The organism is Streptomyces sp. NPDC093149, from assembly GCF_044754145.1.
Taxonomy (GTDB): Bacteria; Actinomycetota; Actinomycetes; order Streptomycetales; family Streptomycetaceae; genus Streptomyces.
In genome coordinates this window covers 68,769-86,683 of sequence record NZ_JBIVON010000014.1, presented here as the reverse complement: position 1 = coordinate 86,683, position 17,915 = coordinate 68,769, and the positions used below count along the sequence as shown (strand labels likewise).

The following is a 17,915-nucleotide window of genomic DNA, read 5'->3' as shown; positions in this document are numbered from 1 at the left end:
GCAGTGTCGCCACCCACTCGTTGCGCGCTCGTTGTTGCCTTGTAGTCGCTTCGCTGAGTCAGCCCGATGACGGCACTGATGCCCCGGCATCTTCTGCTCAACGATCGGCGGCATGCGAAACGGATGCGACCACCGATGATCACCGGTGTGTGAAGACAGAAGATCAGGCGGTGGACGCAGGTCACAGCATAGATCCAGCCCGCTGGCAGGACATGTTCGAGGCTCTGATGGGCCGCATCGCGGGACGGTTCACCCGAGTGGAACCACGGCGGCGGGCGCGGGAGTTCGTGCTCGGGCTCTTGTCGGACCTGCCATGCAAGAATTACTGGACGCCGGCCGAGCACGCCGGCGATGCCACCCCGTACGGCCTGCAGCAACTGCTGTTGAGGGCGAAGTGGGATGCCGGTGCCGTCCGGGACGATCTGCGTAGCTTTGCCTTCGAGCAACTGCATGATGAGGACGCGGTGTTGGTGGTCGATGAGACCGGCGACCTGAAGAAGGGCACTGCCACTGTCGGCATGCAGCGCCAATACACCGGCACTGCCGGGCGCATCGAGAACAGCCAGGTCGCCGTCTACCTCGCCTATTCCAGCCGACGCGGGCACGCGGAGATCGACCGGGAACTGTATGTGCCGCGCTCGTGGATCACGGATGCGGCCCGCTGCCGGTTGGCCGGGATTCCCGAGGAGATCGGCTTCGCCACGAAGCCCGCGCTTGCCCTCCGTATGATCGACCGGACCCTGGATGCCGGGATCCCGTGCAACCTGGGTGGCCGCAGACGAGGTCTACGGAGGCAACCCGCAGATGCGGAGCGCGCTGGAATCCCGCCAGGTCGGCTACGTCCTCGCGGTCGCCTGCGATCACCAGATCGCCACCCGGGCGGGCAAGGTGCGGGCCGATGCACTGGCCAAGAAGCTGCCGAAACGGGCCTGGCAGAAACGCTCCGCAGGCGTCAGGCGCCAAGGGGCATCGCTACTACGACTGGGCCCTGGCCGACGTTGCCGACGACCAGCCCGGTCGCCGCCATCTACTCGTTCGCCGCAACCGCAACAGTGGCGAACTCGCCTTCTACCGCAGCTACTCGGCCACCCCGGTGCCGCTGGCCACGCTGGTGCGGGTGGCCGGGCGCAGGTGGACCGTCGAGGAGACGTTCCAGGCCGCCAAGGGCCTGGCCGGGCTGGACGAACACCAGGTCAGACGCTGGACGTCCTGGCACCGCTGGGTCACCCTCGCGATGTTCGCCCATGCCTTCCTGGCCGCAGCCACCACACACGAACACGGCCACCACCCGGTTCCAGACGAGCTGATTCCGTTGACCTGCAACGAGATGCAGCACCTGTTCGCCGCGCTGACCACCGCCCGCCCAGCCGCACATCACCTCGGCTGGTCCGTCCGGCGACGACGCCATCAAGCCCGGTCCCGGGCCTGCCATTACCAACGGCAGGCTATCCATCAACGATGAAGATCATGATCTACAACTGGATTATTAGCCTCGGGCCTTCATGAGCGGCCCGTCCGACAGGTGATCAGATAGGCAAAAGAGTGCCTCTGACCAGCGACAATGAGGATTGTCTAGGCCCTTGTTCCCGCGCCGTCGGAGGCACTTCCCAGGTGAGTAAGCGTATCGGGCCCTACCCGCGTGTGCAGGTGTCGGGTGGCGGCAACGGGGTGGTTTCGCAAGCCGGCGGGGTACTGCTCGTGGAAACAGCCCGCCGGACAGGCCTGGCTGACGCGCTGTCTGCGGCACTCGCGCCGTGGCGCAAGCCCAGAGCGGTGCACGATCCGGGCAAGATCCTGCTGGACGTCGCGATCACCGCGGCCCTGGGCGGGGACTGGCCGATGTCGCGATGCTGCGAGCCGAGCCCGCCGTGTTCGGCCCGGTGGCCTCCGACCCGACCGTCTCCGGCCTGGTCGACACCCTGGCTACGGCCGGACCCCGCGCCCTTTCGGCGATCCGGCACGCACGGGCCGAAGCCCGCGAACAGGCTTGGCGGCTGGCCGGGAACGCGGCCCCGAACGCGGGCGGCGAGGTGACTGTGGACATCGACGGGGTCCTGGTTCTGGCGCACTCCGAGAAGCAGGACGCGGCCGCGACCTGGAAGAAGACCTTCGGGCATCACCCACTGTTCGCGTTCGTCGACCACGGGCGTGAAGGGTCCGGCGAGCCGGTCGCGGGCCTGTTGCGGCCGGGGAACGCGGGCAGCAACACCGCCGCCGACCACATTGCCGCCGCCCGAACGGCGCTCGCCCAACTGCCGAAGAAACACCAGCGCGGACGGCGGACCCTCATCCGCGCCGACTCCGGCGGCGGCACCCATGAATTCCTCAACTGGCTCACCGCCCGCGGCCGATGGCTGTCCTACTCCATCTCTTGAACTACCCTGATTCCCGAGGAAGGTTGACGCGGCAGGGGGTGCTCGGCGTGGGATTCCCGGCGGGGGAGTGGATCCGCCGTGTGGTGAAGGACCACCTTCGGCAAGAGAGCGTCCAGGTCATCGGCGCGCGAGACTCGGCAAGCGGCACGTACGAGTGCAAGGGAACGGGTTTCTTTGTCGCTCCCGGTGTCGTTCTCACCTCCGCCAAGGTGGTTCGTGAGGCGATGGGGGAGGGCGCGACAGGCGGATTCGCCGTATGTAGCAAATTCCTCGATGCGGGTCGGCCGGTGCCGGCCCGTCTGCGGCAGTGGCTCGTCACGGACCCGATGGCCCCGATATCCGTCGCGGACGACATCGCCCTCGTGGAACTGCTGGATCCGGTCCCGCAGCACGAGTGCGTGTGGCTGGGCAACATGATCCACGATTACTTCTATGACCTGTATTTTGCTGCGTACGTGACGGAGTTCAACGGGAGGCAGGGCCTCGCGCCTGTCACGGGAAGTGTTCGGATCGTAGAGCCACTTCGTGGGCACTTGTGGAGAGCCGAGAGAATAGAGGCGAACCTTGCCGGGGCAGCCGCGGCCGATCAAGAGACGGCAGCCGTCTGCGGAATGAGCACTAACGGTTCGCCGGACGATCCGCAGATGATCATTGGCATTTCCGCGCTTCGACGCTTTGGTGCCGGCTACCAGAGCGTCATCACGGCGCACGACGCCTGGCACGGCCTACACCAGGGCCAGGGACATGCGCCCACGTGGATCGATATCCAGGTCGACCTGGCGGAGGAGGGCGGAAACCCGCGCGGGAAGCGGTGGACGCCCCGCGACCGCTGTACTGCCTTGGCCCTGTTGGCCGACCTCGCGCACCCCGAGGACGAAAGCGTCGTCCGTGACATCCTGGGGCGGCTGGGCGAACTCGAGTTCCGTATCCTCGCGCGGCCCTCGGGCTTGTACGGCGAGGAGCCGCTGCTCTGCTGGCGCGACGGCCTCAGCCTGCTGCACCGGTGTCCGCCGACCAGCGAGGTGAACGTTCATCTGCGCTACCTGCGCCTCGTCGCGGAACACCTGCATGCGCGGGGACACGATGTCGGGCCACTTGCCGAGTGGATCGGCGATCGCAGCGGCCGATGCAGCTTCGATGAGCGCCAGACGCTGTGGCAGCCTGGCGATCCGCAGGACGTGCCCAAGAGCGGGATCAACGGTTCACGACGTCGTGTCCGCAGCTCCGGGGCCCTGCCGTGCTGGCGGACGGGAGGTGCGCTGCTCGTCGGGGGCAGTATGTATCGTCACCTTCCGAATCTGCCGACGGTGGCTCATAACCTCGAAGACCTGCATGGATTCCTCACCTCACCGCGGTTCGGAGTTCCGGCGACGAACTGCCGGGTCGTCAAGGATCCTCAGTCCGCAGAGGAGGTGCACGACGCCATCGATGAGATCGTGGATGCCGTGGACCCGTCGACGGGAGCCTTCCTCTTCTACTACGCCGGCCATGGGCGCTCCCATCCCTCCCACGGTGAGTTCCTCCTGTCGACCGCGGGCAGCAGAGAAGACCGCCCATATTCTTATTGGGACTTCGCCAAACTACGCGGTCACCTGGTCGACACCGGTTCGCTGAAGAGGCTCGTCATCCTCGACAGCTGTTACAGCGGATCGGCTCTGGAGACGCTGTCGGCTGGCGACGACTCGGGACTCGCCATTGACGGCACCTATGTGATGACCTCCTCCGGAGCCACGCAGCCGTCGATGGCCCGTCCGGGCGAGAGGAACACCGCCTTCACGGGGGAGATCCTGAGAGCCCTGCGCGACGGGATCCCCGGTGTCGGCCCTGTCATCAACACGAACCAGCTCTTCGAATCCGTTAAGGCGGCCTGCCGGGCGGCTCAGCTTCCCGTACCGGCGCGTCAGATACGCAACGACGCTTCCAAGATCCCCCTGGTGTACAACGAGGCTTTTGGAGGAGAACTCGTATGGCGAGTGTGATTCTTGTGTCCGGCTCCGACGGCGGTCGGGTGCCGGACGACCTTCGGCGCTTTCTGCTGCGGGACCCGGCTTTCCGTCCCCACGGGCGGCCCATATGGCGACCGGCCAGCACGGCTGACGAGGGGCACCTGGGGACAGCCCTGGACGTCTTGACACTTGTCATCACCGGGGCTCTGGCACTGCCGTCCGCCATAGAGACCGTCCACCGATGGTGTATCACACCGGGCTGGAGGAGCGAGCAAGTCAGCCTCACTGTCGGTGATGTCACGGTCACCGTTTCCGCATCTACATCGGCGGAGGAGATTGCGGCCATGGTGGCGGCTCTGGCGATCGCCTTGGAAGCCGCATCCGCACCCGCGTCCTCGGTTGAGGACTAGTGCCGCATCAGGCAACGTTCGCCCTGTCGGAGGCCCTGCCCGTCGACGGCTTCGGCCGCTGGCGATAATCGACCGATGAGTGCCATCGAACGCCCTTTGCCGCCCCTGAACGCCGACGAGCGCACCGTGCTCGAAAGCTGGCTTGACTTTCACCGCGCCACCCTCGCCATGAAGTGCGAGGGCCTGGACGACGGGCAGGCCGCCGTCGCGTCCGTGCCACCGTCCGAAATAGGCGGAGAGTGCTCCTGACCTGCAACGATGGGATTTGTCTAGGGTCCTGTTGGCTGCACGGGAAGAAGCACTCTCCAGGTGAGCAAGCGTATGGGGTTGTACCCGCGTGTCCACGTCGAGGGCGGCGGCAGCGGGGTGATCTCGCAGGCCGGGGCAGCGCTGTTGGTTGAGACGGTCCGCAAGTCCGCTCTGGCCACCGCGATATCGACGGCATTGGCGCCGTGGCGCAAGCCGCGGTCGGTGCACGACCCGGGCAAAGTCCTGCTGGATGTCGCGCTCGGAGTCGCTCTGGGTGGGGACTGCCTCGCCCATGTCGCCCTGCTGCGGGCCGAGCCCGACGTGTTCGGCCTGGTGGCATCCGACCCGACGATCTCACGGCTCATCGACGTCCTTGCCGCAGCCGGGCCGAAGGCGCTCACCGCGATCCGGTCGGCGCGGGCCGGAGTACGCTCCCGGGTCTGGGAACTGGCCGGGGCGAACGGTCCAGCCGCCGACAGTCACGTGATCGTGGACATCGACGGCATGCTGGTCCTTGCGCACCCCGAGAAACAGGACGCCACCGCGACCTGGAAGAAGACCTTCGGCCATCATCCGCTCGTCGCGTTCGTCGACCACGGCCAGGCCGGTTTCGGAGAGCCGGTTGCCGCGCTGCTGCGGCCCGGCAACGCAGGCTCCAACACCGCGAGCGATCACATCACCACCACTGGGCTCGCCCTGGCCCAACTCCCCAAACACCTGCGGCGGGGACGGCAGACACTGATCCGTACCGACTCCGCCGGCGGCACCCACGCCTTCCTCGACTGGCTCTCCAAGCCTGGCCGGTGGCTGTCGTATTCCATCGGAATGACCATCACCGACACCATCCACCAGGCCGTGCTGAAGATCCCGAAGAAGGCGTGGACACCGGCCTACGACGCGGGCGGCACCGGGCGGCCCGGCGCCTGGGTCGCGGAGATCACCGGCATGCCCGACGTGAACAGGTGGCCCAAGGGCATGCGGCTGATCGTCCGCCAGGAACGGCCGCACCCCGGTGCCCAGTTGCGATTCGTCGATCTCGACGGGCTGCGGCTGACCTGCTTCGCGACCAACACCCAAGGCGGCCAGCTCGCCGACCTCGAACTGCGTCACCGCCGCCGGGCCCGTTGCGAGGACCGCATCCGAAGCGCCCGCGACACCGGCCTGCGCAACCTGCCCCTGCACGACACCGCGCAGAACCAGATCTGGCTGGAGATCGTCCAGATCGCACTCGACCTCCTTGCCTGGATGCCGATGCTCGCCCTGACCGGCAAGACCCGCCGCTGGGAACCCAAGAAGCTCCGTCTGCGGCTGTTCTCCGCCGCCGCCCAACTCGTCACCACCGGCCGCCGCCGTCGGCTCCGCTTCACCGCCCGATGGCCCTGGACAGATGTGATCACCCGTGCGATCCAGCGACTCGCAGTCCTGCCGAACCCCGGCTGACCAGCCACACCGACCGCCCCGACGATCCGCACCACCACACCGGGAAAGTTGAACCCGGCGCCCACCCGACGCGACAACCGGGCCGTCAACCTGCCCCAGCCCCGGAAAGACCGCACCTCGCGAACCCGGAGTCCCCGTTAGCACACCGACGAGGACTCATGAGCGATCGAGGTTAGGGACAAGAAGGCGGGCCGGGCTTCAATACGGATCCCGCGACGACTGATGTCAACCGCCTTGAGAGACCCACGTCGCTGTCCGGTACGTAGCGCAGCAGGAACACCCACACCACGGCCAGCAGGAGAACGCCGGCGAGCAGGACGAACCCGGCGTAGCTGAGGGTGAGTTTCAGTCGGGCGCTGAGCCCTGGGCGTCTATGCATATGTACTGCCGGGGGCGGCGATGTCGCGGTCCGGGGCGACGGTGTTCATACCGGTGTCGATCCGGTAGCCGACGCCGGGCACCGTGGCGATGATCCATGGTTCGCCGAGCCGTTTACGCAGTGCGGAGACGGTGATACGGACGGCGTTGGTGAAGGGGTTGGCGTTCTCGTCCCAGGCCCGTTCCAGCAGCTCTTCGGTCCTGACGACCCCGCCCTCGGCGGCGACGAGGACTTCCAGCACCGCGAACTGCTTGCGGGTGAGCGCGACGTAGCGTTCGTCGCGGAAGACCTCCCGGCGGAACGGGTCGAGCCGCAGGCCCGCGATCTCACGCACCGGAGGCCGGGCGTACCCGCGTCTGCGGTCAAGCGCCCTCAGCCGCAGGACGAGCTCCCGCAGCTCGAACGGTTTGGTGAGGTAGTCGTCGGCGCCGAGCTCGAAACCGGACGCCTTGTCGTCGATCCGGTCGGCAGCGGTGAGCATGAGGATCGGGATGCCGCTGCCGGAGGCGACGATGCGCCGGGCGACCTCGTCGCCGGAGGGTCCGGGGATGTCACGGTCGAGGACCACGAGGTCGTAGGAGTTGACGCTGAGCATTTCCAGGGCGGCGTCGCCGTCGCCGGCGATGTCGGCGGCAATCGCCTCCAGCCGCAGACCGTCACGGACCGCCTCGGCCAGGTAGGGCTCGTCCTCCACGATCAGTACGCGCATGCGTGAAGCCTATTGTCATCACAAAATCGGCGCCGACGGGTGCACACCAAACACGCGACTCACCCCGCCGGCGCCGGCGCCGGGCGAGGCTGGTCCGACGGCACCTTCGCCGTAGTGCGCCACCAGCGGCGCGACGCCAGCCCGAACAGCACGGCGCCGACGGCGTTGACGAGTACGTCATCCACGGACGACACCCTGTCCAGCCGCAGGACGTACTGTGCGGTCTCGACCAGGACCGAGCAGCTCGCCCCGAGCACCAGGATCCGCGGCACGGACGGCAGCACCGCGAACCGCATAGGGGCGAAGAACCCCAGCGCCGCGAAGATCAGCAGGTTGCCGCCGATCCCGACCGGCCCCATCGTGACCAGGTCCCGCAGGGGGATCAGACTCACCCGGCCGGGGACGACGCCGGCCCCCGGGCCCGGTTGCAGGGTCAGCCACACCATCGGCACCGTCCCGTAGACCATGCCCACCTCGGCCAGCGACATCCGCCACGCCGACGTGACACCGCCGGCGCGCCGCAGGCTCGCCAGAGCCCACACCGCCAGGGCGGCCAACGGCAGCCCGACCAGCATCATGAGCAGCACACCGTTGAACGTATCGAAGCAGCCGTGCCACCGCCCGGCCACGCAGGCCGGAGCGGTCATCACGAGCGGCCGCCACACGGCGAACAGCACGCCCGCCAGGCCGAGGATCGCCAGGCCGGCGAGCATGATCCGGCGGGGCCGTGCTGACGGGGATGGGCTGTGGTTCATGTTCCCCACCTCAGCCGCCCGCCCCGCCGGAGGGCGCAGCCCCGGTGATGGCCTGCGTCTGCTGCTCGAGGATGTCCACCAGGCTGTCGGAGTCGCGGTTGATGAGGGTGACGGCGACCCAGCCGGTGTACGGGTAGATGCTCCAGTTGGCGCCGACGCCGGGGTTTCCACCGGCACGCTGGTACTGCCACTGGCCATTGACGATGTCGATCGCGAGGCCGTACGCACCGAACGACGTCGGCCCGTGGGGGATTTTGGCCCCGAAGAGCACGTCGGCCCAGGGCCGGTCCAGCACCGTGCCGTCGGTCAGCGCCTGCGCGAACCGGACCAGATCCGGCGCGGTGGCGAAGCTGCCGTCCCCAGGGGCATCGATGAAGGCGCGGCCCGGGTTCTTGCCGAGTGCGTATGGGTACGGGCTGCCCTGGTCCAGGTTGCGGAGCGCGTCCACCGCGCTGCCGTCGGCCAGTTCCATGTACGGGTGCGCGATGTGCGGGTCGGTGAGCCACTGCGGCCTGGTGTAGAACGCCGAGCTGGTCATGCCGCAGCGCTTGAAGATGTTCTCCTGAACGTAGTTCCAGTACGCGGTGCCGGCCACGGCCTCCACGATCAGCGCGGAAATGGTGACCTCCGCCTCCGCGTGGACGGAGTCGGGAGTGCCTGGGACGCCCACCAGTTTCGCCTGCCGGGCCCGCTGCTCGTAGTACTCGTGCACCTCGTCCCGGCTCTGGAAGACGCGTTGCACGTCCTCATCCGGGGAATCCAGCCTGGACGTGCCGGACAGCAGGTGGTGGATGGTCACCTGCTCGGCGATGTCCTTGGCGAAGCCGGTCAGGTGGGCGCCCACGGTGTCCGACAGCCGCAGCTTGCCCTGTTGCGCCAGCTGCAAGATGGCCACCGCGTGGAACGGCTTGCCCGCCGAACCGAGGCTGAACGCGATGCCCTCGCGGTTGGGGATCCCCTTCTCCTTGTCGGCCATGCCGTAGCTGCGAGACAGGACCGTGCGGCCCCGGTGCGACAGCAGCACCACGCCGGAGAACTTGCCTTCGGCGGCCAGCTGCGCCACGTACCGGTCGTAGGCTCCGCCGGGCAGGGTGTCCTGCGGGATCCGGTCGTCCCCGGACAAGTCGGTTGGTACCGAGTCGGCGTGGCCGATCCCGACGCCTACCAGCGGCACGCCGGCCGCCACCACGCCGGCGGCAGCCAGCCCGCCCCATCTGAACAGCCGCCGCCGGTCGACGCCCTGTACCGAATCCGAGTCCGTGATCACGGTCCTTTTCCCGGTCGAACAAATCTGGCAGCTGACAGTGATGCGCTGTGGTTCATGCCTCCACTGAAGACGCAAGGCTGTTGCGTTGGCGTATGCGATTTTCGATACGCCCGCGATACACGGAATCCCCTGCCGCGATCCGGGTATGACGAGGTAGCAGCATGACCAGTCGCGTTGCTTGATCCAACACACTGCTCTACCGCATCCCGGGCGGCGGTCGGCCGCCTGTCGGAATCGCGGCGTAGTCGACACGCGTCAAGTGGCGCCGAACCGACAGGTGCCGGCATGACCCTTCTAACGGACAGGTGGATCTCCCGTATGTCGGCACATGCCTGAGGGCCCCTGACCCCGGATTTTGGACACCGGAGAGACTTGGATCTTGATGGTCCAGGAGAACGGAGTCCCTGTGGGGATGAAGCACTGCCCCGTCGAGTTCAAGGCGGACGCGGTCGCGTTGTACCGGTCCCGTCCGGGAGCGACGATCAAGTCGGTCGCCACCGACCTCGGAGTGAACACCGAGACGTTGCGGAACTGGCCCCGCGCCGTCTCCGGCACTACCGACCTCGGCTGACTGGCCCCGCCCCGCAGCCCGTGCAGGCAGGTCGCCGTGAACAGCACCTCCGGGGTGTTCTTGTTTCAGAGTGGGTGTCCGTGGTGGTCGATGGCGGTGGGGAGTGCGCGGAGCCGTTCGGTGGGGCCAGCTGCGTGTCCGGCCGGGAGCGCACGGGTGAGGTCGTGGAGGCGGGTGCGGGCGGTGGAGTGGAGTTGGGCGGCGGGAACGTGGTCCAGGACGTGCAGGGCGCGTTGGGCGGCGTCTTGGGGGAGTCGGTTGCTTCGGCCTGGGCGAGGACGAGGGTGGCGGCCGTCCAGCCGCCCGTGCCATCCGGGCACGCCGCGGCAGATGCTTCGGCGCGGGTGCGGGCCCGTTGATGGCGGCCCAGGGCGAGGTCGGCCTCGGCCTGTTGGAGGTTGAGCTCGGGTTCGTCGAACCCGAACCTGCCCGGCGCAGTGCCTGACGGGTCGGCCCGCGCATCACGACGTCCTGGACTACGTCACCCGCCTTGGCCAGAAGGCATCCTGATGACCCCCACCCCGCCCCCTCACGATCCTGCTGGAAGCAGCCGACCTGCTGCCTGACACCGGCGGCTACGCGCTCGCCTACGGATCCCACGCCACGGACACCCACCAGCTCACCTCCGACCTCGACCTCCTCTACACCGACCTCGACCTCCTCTACACCGGCCGCGAGCACCTGGACAACGCCGACCTGAGCGCGCTCACTGCCGCAGTCGTGGCACTGCACCATCGGCACGGCCTGGACCTGGACGAGGAAGTCCCCTACGCCGTGAAGCTGTACGCCACCGGCGACCAGGTCGACCAAGCCGCCGCCCTCGCCGGATTCCAACCTCCATGGGCAGAACAACTAGGTTGCTTCGACACACCCGGTTGATCACGATGCGGTCACGCCGGAGGGGTATTCCGAGATCGGCGTCACACGAGAGCCGAAAACCGGGCCTGTAGAAGGTGAATGGCGGACGCCCGAACTGGCGTACTTCGTGTTTACTGCCGTTGCGGTGAAGTTACGGCCAACCAGGTCCGGCGTCTTCGCTACGGCCGGGTCCGGGACGGTGGTGGTGCCGACGCCGCAGACGCACCCTCTCAAGACCGGTGGCCCGCATGATCCGGGCGACACGCTTGTGATTGACCGCCTGACCGGCCTGGCCACGGAGCTCGGCGGTGACTCTCGGGGCCCCGTAGGTGCCGTCGGAGTTGCGGTGGACCTTGCGTATCCGGGCCGCGAGCCGCTCATCGGCGGCCTCCCAGGCCGCGCGGTCCGCGGGGCGGTGCGACGCCAGTAGTAGAAGCTCGAGCAGGCGATGCCCAGGATGTCGCAGAGCCGCTTGACGCCGAACCGGCGCTGGTGATCCTCGTGTTCCCGCACCTGAAGTGCGCGGAACGGGGCCGCCTGATGGGCGGGTTCACAGCCGGGCCGGTCGGGTACGCCTGTGATGTGCCGACGACGCCCGGGTGGGCTGTGGACCAGTGGGTCGGCAGGGGGAGACGGAGCCGATGTCCCAGGAGTTCGATTACATCGTCGTCGGCGCCGGGTCGGCCGGCTGCGTGCTCGCCGCGCGGCTGTCCGAGGACGCGGCCACCACTGTTCTGCTGATCGAGGCCGGGCCCGCAGAGACGAAAACCGACCTCGCGACGCCCGCCGCGTGGCCCACGCTGTGGGGCACGGACGTCGATTACGCCTACACCACGGTGCCACAGAAAGGTGCCGACGGCCTGCCGCGACTGTGCCCGCGCGGCAGAGCGCTGGGAGGGTCGAGCGCCATCAACGCGTCGGTGTTCCTGCGTGGACACCGCAACGACTATGAGCGGTGGGCCGCGTCCGGCTGCGTGGGCTGGGACTTCGACGAACTCGTCCCCTACTTCCGGCGGATGGAGACGGCCGTCGGCAGGGACCCGGAATGGCGCGGCGACAGCGGCCCGATGCGCCCGGCACCGACTCAGGACGGCAACCCGCTCTCCCAGGCCTTCGTCGACGCCGCGGCGGCGGCCGGGCATCCCGTGACGGATGACTTCAACGGAGCGGGGCAGGAGGGCGCGGGCTGGCACGACCTGAACATCACCGGGGGCAGCCGACAGAGCACGGCCAACGCCTATCTGGATCCGCTGCGCGGCCGCCGGCCGAACCTCACCGTCCTCACCGACGCCCGCACGCGCCGCCTGCTCTTCGACGGCGAGCGGTGCACGGGCGTGGAGTACCAGCGCCAGGACGAGACAGCGACCGCGTACATGACCGGTGAGGTGATCGTCAGCTGCGGAGCGGTCGACTCCCCGCGGCTCCTCCTGCTGTCGGGCATCGGCCCCGCCGACGAACTCCGCCGCATCGGCATCGACGTCCGTCACGACCTGCCCGGCGTCGGGCGCAACCTGCACGACCATCCGGCGTGCGGGCTCGTCTACGAAGCGAGCCGACCGATTCCCGCAGGGCGCGCCAACCTGGCGGAGACCTCACTGTTGTGGCGCAGCGACACGTCCTTGCACGGCCCCGACATGCAGCTGATGTTCATTCATGTGCCGTACCACCCGCCGACGATGCAGGCCCCCACGAACAGCTTCACCCTCGGGGTCGTGACGGTGCCCCAGAGCCGGGGATCGGTGCGCCTGGCCGACGCCGATCCGGACACCCCACCGCTGATCGACCCGAACTACCTTGGCGAGGAATCGGACATCCGCCGCATGCTGCACGGCATTCAGGTCGCACGTGACATCGCGGCGGCGAGTCCCTTCACACCGTGGCGATCGCGCGAGGTGCTCCCCGGGGACGGCACCACCGACGAGGCGGCACTGCGCACATTCCTGGCGCGCGCCACCGGACCGTACTTCCACCTCGTGGGCAGCTGCGCGATGGGGACCGGCAGCCAGGCGGTGGTCGCGCCGGACCTGAAGGTGCACGGCATCCAGGGTCTGCGGGTCGCGGACGCGTCGGTGATGCCCACGATCGTCTCCGTCAACACCAACGTCGCGACCATCATGATCGCAGAGAAGGCCGCCGACCTGATCCGCCAGGACACGTAGACCGCGCACGCCTTTCCCGTCATTAGCTGCTCCACCAGCACCTTCTCCAAGTGCGGAAAAACCATCCCGAGCAGATCCGCACACTGCGGACGATGGCACCATCGTGACGTTCCGTCACCCCGTCACGAGTTGGGTGTATGCACCTAGATCCGTGCACGCGTACGCGAGGACGAAATTCACCCGCCCGAGGCCGATCACGGAAGGAGGGGCGGACCTCACGGCCGCCCCTCCTTGCACATCGCGCCGTCCAGCGCCCCGTCTCGGACATCAGCCCGCCTTCCGCATACTCCTGGCCCATCGAGAACCGCAGGCGTAGGCCGAACACAGTATGTGCGGACCAGGCCTGCTCCGCGGCCTTCGACCGATGGCCGGAAGCTAAGAAGCCGAGCGAGCATCGTCCAAAGAGCGTCCGTAGGTCCGCAGTTATTGGAGCCGGCTGCGGACTCCCGCAACTGGAACGCCAAGGCTGGTTCGGGCGGTTCCTACATGCTGCACAACGAGTCCGTCGGCCAGTGCCTGACTGTCAACGTCAACGTTCTGTACCTGGCCGAATGCAGCTCCAAAACCGGTCAGAGCTGGCGTACGGGTACCAGCAGCACTGTCGTGAACCTGTACAGCAGCCAGTGTCTCGACGAGAGCGCCACCTGGCCGGTCCTGGCGTCCTGCGAGCCGTCGAAGTCGACTCAGCACTGGGCGAAGGAGTGATCCAGGGCCCTGAGTCTTTGCTGAGTAACTACTCGGGGCTGCGGTCGCACTGCTGGAGGGCGGCGAAGTCGGCGTGCGCCGTCTGACAGGGTCTACGACCGGCACTCGGGAGCGGGCTGAGTCTGCGACTGCCCTCTCCCGCTTTTGGGCGGCTCAGTGGTGTCGTAGGGGGCTGCGGCGCTCCAACTGTCGGCACTACAGCCAATGAGGCGTGTGAGGTGCGGTAGGTGGCGGTTCGCGCCCGGCGGGGCCTGGCGGCCGTCCAGCGGCCGGTTCGGCCGTCGACGGTGAACACGCGGGACCGCAGGGGGCTCGCACTCGGGGGTGTCGAGCGCGTACGCGCTCGTCCACTTCACCTCTCCCCGGGGTGTGCCCGAGATACGCGCCAAAGAGGCAACGAGATGATCTTGAGGTCCTGACGACTGGGGGCGTGCGCAAACCGAGGAAACGCGGATGTTTCGTGCTTAAGCGTTGAAGACCGCCCCTGCTGGTCGAGTACGGGCGAACATCACGAATATGAAGAGGACTCTTACTGCTGCCTTGGCCGCCCTAGCTGCCATCGCCTTAGCCTCACCTGCTGAGGCAGCGCCTGGGGACACCCCGGCACGGGTATGTTCACTGGGCACGGTCGATCTCAAGAACCCCCCGCCCGGCTATCCCGTCGACAAGATCTACGAGATCGCGAGGCAGCTGGGGCTGCCCGAACCCACCGGCCTCGGCGTGGGCTGTGACAAGGAAGTACGGACCGACCCGTACTCCAAAATCCACTCCTACCCCGAGCGTGGCCCGGTCGTGCTCCGTGCCAGCGAAACCGCTCGGACCCAGCTGTACTGCACCGACTCGGCCGCCTTTGCCGGCAAGCTCCTCGACAACCTGCCGGAGACGCTCGTGGTGATCGGATCGGGCTGCGTCGTGGAACCGAACCCGATCATCATTTAGGAAGCACCCGGGAGCGGAGGGTTGGCCCCGCGGAGCGTGCAACGGCCACGACCTGGTCGTGTTCCTCGAAGGTGCCGGCGTCGCCGAGCCCGAGGCCTCCTGGACGACCCGCAGTGGGTGGAATGGCGCGGCGGCCACGCCCACGAGTTCAGCGCCGCCTGACGTCTGACCGGCCGCGGTGGCTACTCCCACCCAGCCGCTTGGCCAGCTGCCGGGCGGACTCACCCGCCGCGATGCCGCGGGATACCTCCTCGCGCTCGCTGCCACTCAGATACCGCTCTGACCGCTTCTGCGGAGTGAGGCGAACCCCGCCGCTCCGGTACAGAAACCAGGCGGACATGGTGCATCGGCGCACCAAGCGCCCGCCCCATCAAGCTGAACGACTGCCCCTCGCGCCAGCGTCGCCAGATCTCATCCTGTTGAGCCGGCGAGAACCCGTAGTCACGCACCTGTGCCTCCACGACCGCGTGATCAACCGGGGTTGGTGCGTTGATCACTTGAGGGTGCCTTCGTTTGTGGAGTAGTGGTTGGGGCAGAGGTGAACCAGCGACTGGGCGATACCCGGTTCCCATGCTGTACTCAGCTTTGAGGCGATCGGAGAGTGAGTGACCAGATGATCGAGCGTTCCCACCGCTCGGTGGCAGCGAGCCCGCCGTCCTGTGCCGATCCCGTCTTCGCCGAGGCGATGGATGCACGCCTGTGGAGGTGAGCGCGTGAGTTCTGAGGGGTTTCAGCACGTCAAAGTCGGCGACATCGATATTGCCTACGTTGAGTCCGGCCAGGGTGAACCGCTGGTTCTGTTGCATGGCGGGGAGAGCCATAGGGGGCAGTTTGATGCCTTCCGCCCCCTGTTAGGCGCTGGAATCCTGGCCATCAGCTTCGACCAGCGTGACACCGGCGACACACTCAACGGGCCCGAGCCGTACGACATCGTTCGGCAAGCTGCTGACTGCGCCGACTTCCTTGCCGCGCTGGGATTTGAGCGCGCGCATGTTATGGGAGTGTCGTACGGCGGAGCGATCGCCATGCACCTGGCGATCCACTACCCCCATCGGGTCGCGTCTCTCATACTGTCAGGCGCCACCCCGAGCTGGACCATGACCGAGAGCCTTGGTGACCGCATCGTCGCCATGAGGCCGGACGCGCGGGCGCAGTTCGCGCTGGACCTGCTCCTCACACCCGAGGGGCAGGCGAGCGACCCGCAGCTCGTCGCCGACACCAAGCGCGCCCTGCGGGGGCGTCCCGTAGACGCCGACGCACGCCGCATGACAGCGATTCAGAACCACGACTGCACTGCCCGGCTGCATGAAATCACGGCTCCTACTCTTGTGCTGCATGGCGCGGAGGACCCCATCGTCCGCGCTCAGGTCGCCGAACTCATCGCATCGGAGATCCCTGGCGCACGTCTGGTGATCCTGCCGCGTACTCGGCACGGCATCACCTTCGAGGCCCGTGAGCAGGCCGCACGCCTGGCGCGCGACTTCGTGCTGAGCCATGCCGTGGGTACAGTCAGCACCGGAAACGGAGGCTGACAGGAGCGGTCACTGCGCGGTCGGACGTCGTTACGGTAGGCGGAAAGCCGAGTTGGCGCTGTATCGGCCTTGCGCGGCCTCCCGACGTGTGCTTGTCGGCGACAGTATCCAGCTGGGCCCGGACTGCCTCAGCGGTGGGCTGGGCGAAGATGGTGCGGATGGTCGCGGCGACCATCTCCCCGGCGCCCTGTACCGGCGCCATGGTTCAGCGCGGCAGCGAGGCCGGCGCGCATCGGGTTGCAACGGCGACAGTCTTGTCGCTTGGTTCCTTGCCGCTTTCACGTGACCTTCGGCGATTTCTACAGACCATCCAGTCGCCTGGTCACTGTGTCGAGTGTCGGCCAAGGAGGACCCTTGCGCAGCAAGCGCAGGAATTCCTCTCCGAATCGCCTCCCATTCGGAAACTGGTCGCCAAGCTCCCAACGCCACGCGGCGACCATCGCGATAACGAGCTGCCGACACTCGTCCAGCAGCCCTTGGTCAACGCTTGGGTAGTGCTCGCAGACCGCCTCGGGAACATGGGCGAGATCGAACTCGACGGGTCCACGGCAGCACGTCTCAAGGTCGATGAACAACGGACCGTTCTTCGTGCTGAGCACATTGCCTGGGTGCGGCTCGCCGTGGAGCAGCTGCTCCACGGCGCCGCGGTCGTCGATCGCTCGTCGCAGGCTTGCCAGCCTGCCGCTGAGGAACACGCGGTCCGCTTCGGTGAGCTCCGGCGAGCGATCCGGGTCGGCGACAACTTCTTCCGCCTCCGTGATCCGGTCCGTGAACCTCGGGCTCGGCACATCGACCTTGCGCATGCCGTCGTGCAGCTGCTCCAGCGCCTTGGCGTAGTCGACTGGTGAGGTGTGAGGTGTCACGGGCTCGTAGTAGGTCCACAGCGTCACTGCGAAGCCATCGCGCGTGTACACACGCGGGTCCGCCCGAGGCTCCAAGGGACACACCGGGCATCCGACCTCGGTGAGCCGCTGAGCGAGATCGACTTCGAACTGTGCAACCTCTTGTCCCACAGGGGCGACCCGGGCAAAGACGTCGCATGGCGTCAGCCGCAGTGCCAGCTTGTTCGAGTTCTGGAGAACGATTGCATCGTTGGCTGGCAGGCCGAGCGATGCGGCGACCGAAGTCGCAGCCGCGATCGCACGCGTGATGTCGGTCATATCCACCCTCGAATCTTGGCATAGATGAGCGAGGGCGATGCCAACCAGCGTGGCCAGGAGCACGGCGCCGGCCGTGCCGGATCGGTTCGGGTGGCTGCCGCATCGGACGGCGGTGACGGGTCCGGCCGTGCGCAGACCCCTCTGCAGGTAAGTAGTCGGCGTGCGGCCCGTTCGTGGCGGACCCTGCGGACCGCAGAGCATGTGGACCGCCCTTGTCCCACGCCTGTCGCCATCGCTGCACGGAGCGGACGCTGGCGCGCAGGTCTTTGGCGATCGCCGAGCTCGTCTCGCCCCGGATGAACCGCTCCGCAGCTTGGAGCCGTAACTCCTCGCGGAACTGCCGGCGTTCGGAGGTCAGTCCACCCCCTTGTGGATACCGCATGCCTCCGGTGATATCGCAGCCAACGACCAGCCATCAGCCCCTACGACACCACGAGTTCAATCTCAGTACCACTCCGAGT

The 17,915-nt window shown here is 67.5% G+C and carries 14 protein-coding genes and 6 pseudogenes; 12 read left to right on the top strand and 8 right to left on the bottom strand.

What is annotated here, in order from left to right; genetic code table 11:
* The first annotated feature begins 227 nt into the window (after nucleotides 1–227).
* The 6 genes and pseudogenes from ACIQCZ_RS32935 (at nucleotide 228) to ACIQCZ_RS32910 (ending at nucleotide 6,420) form a co-directional block, all read left to right on the top strand.
* Nucleotides 228–1,462, top strand: a pseudogene (locus ACIQCZ_RS32935) (IS701 family transposase).
* Between the two features lie 149 nt (nucleotides 1,463–1,611).
* Nucleotides 1,612–2,369: pseudogene (locus tag ACIQCZ_RS32930) on the top strand (transposase); the annotation flags it as partial.
* Nucleotides 2,370–2,455: 86 nt separating this feature from the next.
* Complete coding sequence (locus ACIQCZ_RS32925) at nucleotides 2,456–4,354, top strand: caspase family protein (protein WP_402287822.1); 1,899 nt, start codon at nucleotides 2,456–2,458, stop codon at nucleotides 4,352–4,354.
* Entirely contained in the window at nucleotides 4,342–4,731 is a 390-nt protein-coding gene (locus tag ACIQCZ_RS32920) for a hypothetical protein (RefSeq protein ID WP_402287820.1), read from the top strand. Before ACIQCZ_RS32925 ends, ACIQCZ_RS32920 begins: the two co-directional genes overlap by 13 nt.
* Before the next feature lie 75 nt (nucleotides 4,732–4,806).
* Nucleotides 4,807–4,959: pseudogene (locus ACIQCZ_RS32915) on the top strand (DUF664 domain-containing protein); the annotation flags it as partial.
* 81 nt (nucleotides 4,960–5,040) lie between these two features.
* On the top strand, nucleotides 5,041–6,420 hold the full coding sequence (locus ACIQCZ_RS32910) for an IS1380 family transposase (RefSeq protein WP_402287819.1): 1,380 nt from the start codon (nucleotides 5,041–5,043) through the stop codon (nucleotides 6,418–6,420).
* Nucleotides 6,421–6,673: 253 nt separating this feature from the next.
* Here the strand turns inward: ACIQCZ_RS32910 and ACIQCZ_RS32905 are convergent.
* The 4 genes and pseudogenes from ACIQCZ_RS32905 to ACIQCZ_RS32890 all read right to left on the bottom strand — a co-directional run.
* Nucleotides 6,674–6,799: pseudogene (locus tag ACIQCZ_RS32905) on the bottom strand (two-component sensor histidine kinase); the annotation flags it as partial.
* Nucleotides 6,792–7,508: a response regulator transcription factor gene (locus ACIQCZ_RS32900; RefSeq protein WP_402287817.1), complete on the bottom strand. Its 717-nt coding sequence runs from the start codon at nucleotides 7,506–7,508 to the stop codon at nucleotides 6,792–6,794. The gene ACIQCZ_RS32900 and the pseudogene ACIQCZ_RS32905, both read right to left, overlap by 8 nt.
* A 59-nt stretch (nucleotides 7,509–7,567) precedes the next feature.
* On the bottom strand, nucleotides 7,568–8,263 hold the full coding sequence (locus ACIQCZ_RS32895) for a VanZ family protein (RefSeq protein WP_402287815.1): 696 nt from the start codon (nucleotides 8,261–8,263) through the stop codon (nucleotides 7,568–7,570).
* Between the two features lie 10 nt (nucleotides 8,264–8,273).
* Nucleotides 8,274–9,530 carry a serine hydrolase domain-containing protein gene (locus tag ACIQCZ_RS32890; RefSeq protein ID WP_402287813.1) on the bottom strand — a complete coding sequence of 419 codons (1,257 nt, stop codon included), beginning with the start codon at nucleotides 9,528–9,530 and terminating at the stop codon, nucleotides 8,274–8,276.
* Between the two features lie 406 nt (nucleotides 9,531–9,936).
* Here ACIQCZ_RS32890 and ACIQCZ_RS32885 point away from each other — a divergent pair.
* Nucleotides 9,937–10,074: pseudogene (locus ACIQCZ_RS32885) on the top strand (transposase); the annotation flags it as partial.
* Between the two features lie 747 nt (nucleotides 10,075–10,821).
* Nucleotides 10,822–10,980, top strand: a complete 159-nt coding sequence (locus ACIQCZ_RS32880) for a hypothetical protein (RefSeq protein WP_402287811.1) — start codon at nucleotides 10,822–10,824, stop codon at nucleotides 10,978–10,980.
* Between the two features lie 130 nt (nucleotides 10,981–11,110).
* Here the strand turns inward: ACIQCZ_RS32880 and ACIQCZ_RS32875 are convergent, their stop codons facing one another.
* Nucleotides 11,111–11,386 carry an IS3 family transposase gene (locus ACIQCZ_RS32875; RefSeq protein WP_402288062.1) on the bottom strand — a complete coding sequence of 92 codons (276 nt, stop codon included), beginning with the start codon at nucleotides 11,384–11,386 and terminating at the stop codon, nucleotides 11,111–11,113.
* A gap of 214 nt (nucleotides 11,387–11,600) precedes the next feature.
* Between ACIQCZ_RS32875 and ACIQCZ_RS32870 the strand changes: the two genes are divergently transcribed.
* The 3 genes from ACIQCZ_RS32870 (at nucleotide 11,601) to ACIQCZ_RS32860 (ending at nucleotide 14,762) form a co-directional block, all read left to right on the top strand.
* On the top strand, nucleotides 11,601–13,118 hold the full coding sequence (locus ACIQCZ_RS32870; protein ID WP_402287809.1) for a GMC family oxidoreductase: 1,518 nt from the start codon (nucleotides 11,601–11,603) through the stop codon (nucleotides 13,116–13,118).
* 426 nt (nucleotides 13,119–13,544) lie between these two features.
* On the top strand, nucleotides 13,545–13,823 hold the full coding sequence (locus ACIQCZ_RS32865) for a ricin-type beta-trefoil lectin domain protein (protein ID WP_402287806.1): 279 nt from the start codon (nucleotides 13,545–13,547) through the stop codon (nucleotides 13,821–13,823).
* 516 nt (nucleotides 13,824–14,339) lie between these two features.
* A complete protein-coding gene (locus tag ACIQCZ_RS32860; protein WP_402287805.1) occupies nucleotides 14,340–14,762 on the top strand; it encodes a hypothetical protein in 423 nt (140 codons plus the stop codon).
* A 148-nt stretch (nucleotides 14,763–14,910) separates the two neighbouring features.
* Here ACIQCZ_RS32860 and ACIQCZ_RS32855 read toward each other — a convergent pair whose 3' ends face one another.
* Complete coding sequence (locus tag ACIQCZ_RS32855; RefSeq protein WP_402287802.1) at nucleotides 14,911–15,102, bottom strand: helix-turn-helix domain-containing protein; 192 nt, start codon at nucleotides 15,100–15,102, stop codon at nucleotides 14,911–14,913.
* A gap of 373 nt (nucleotides 15,103–15,475) precedes the next feature.
* Here ACIQCZ_RS32855 and ACIQCZ_RS32850 point away from each other — a divergent pair, with 373 nt between their 5' ends.
* Nucleotides 15,476–16,294 carry an alpha/beta fold hydrolase gene (locus tag ACIQCZ_RS32850; RefSeq protein ID WP_402287800.1) on the top strand — a complete coding sequence of 273 codons (819 nt, stop codon included), beginning with the start codon at nucleotides 15,476–15,478 and terminating at the stop codon, nucleotides 16,292–16,294.
* A 299-nt stretch (nucleotides 16,295–16,593) separates the two neighbouring features.
* Here ACIQCZ_RS32850 and ACIQCZ_RS32845 read toward each other — a convergent pair whose 3' ends face one another.
* Nucleotides 16,594–17,454: a phosphotransferase gene (locus ACIQCZ_RS32845; RefSeq protein ID WP_402288060.1), complete on the bottom strand. Its 861-nt coding sequence runs from the start codon at nucleotides 17,452–17,454 to the stop codon at nucleotides 16,594–16,596.
* Between the two features lie 202 nt (nucleotides 17,455–17,656).
* Nucleotides 17,657–17,836: pseudogene (locus ACIQCZ_RS32840) on the bottom strand (helix-turn-helix domain-containing protein); the annotation flags it as partial.
* Nucleotides 17,837–17,915: the final 79 nt, after the last annotated feature.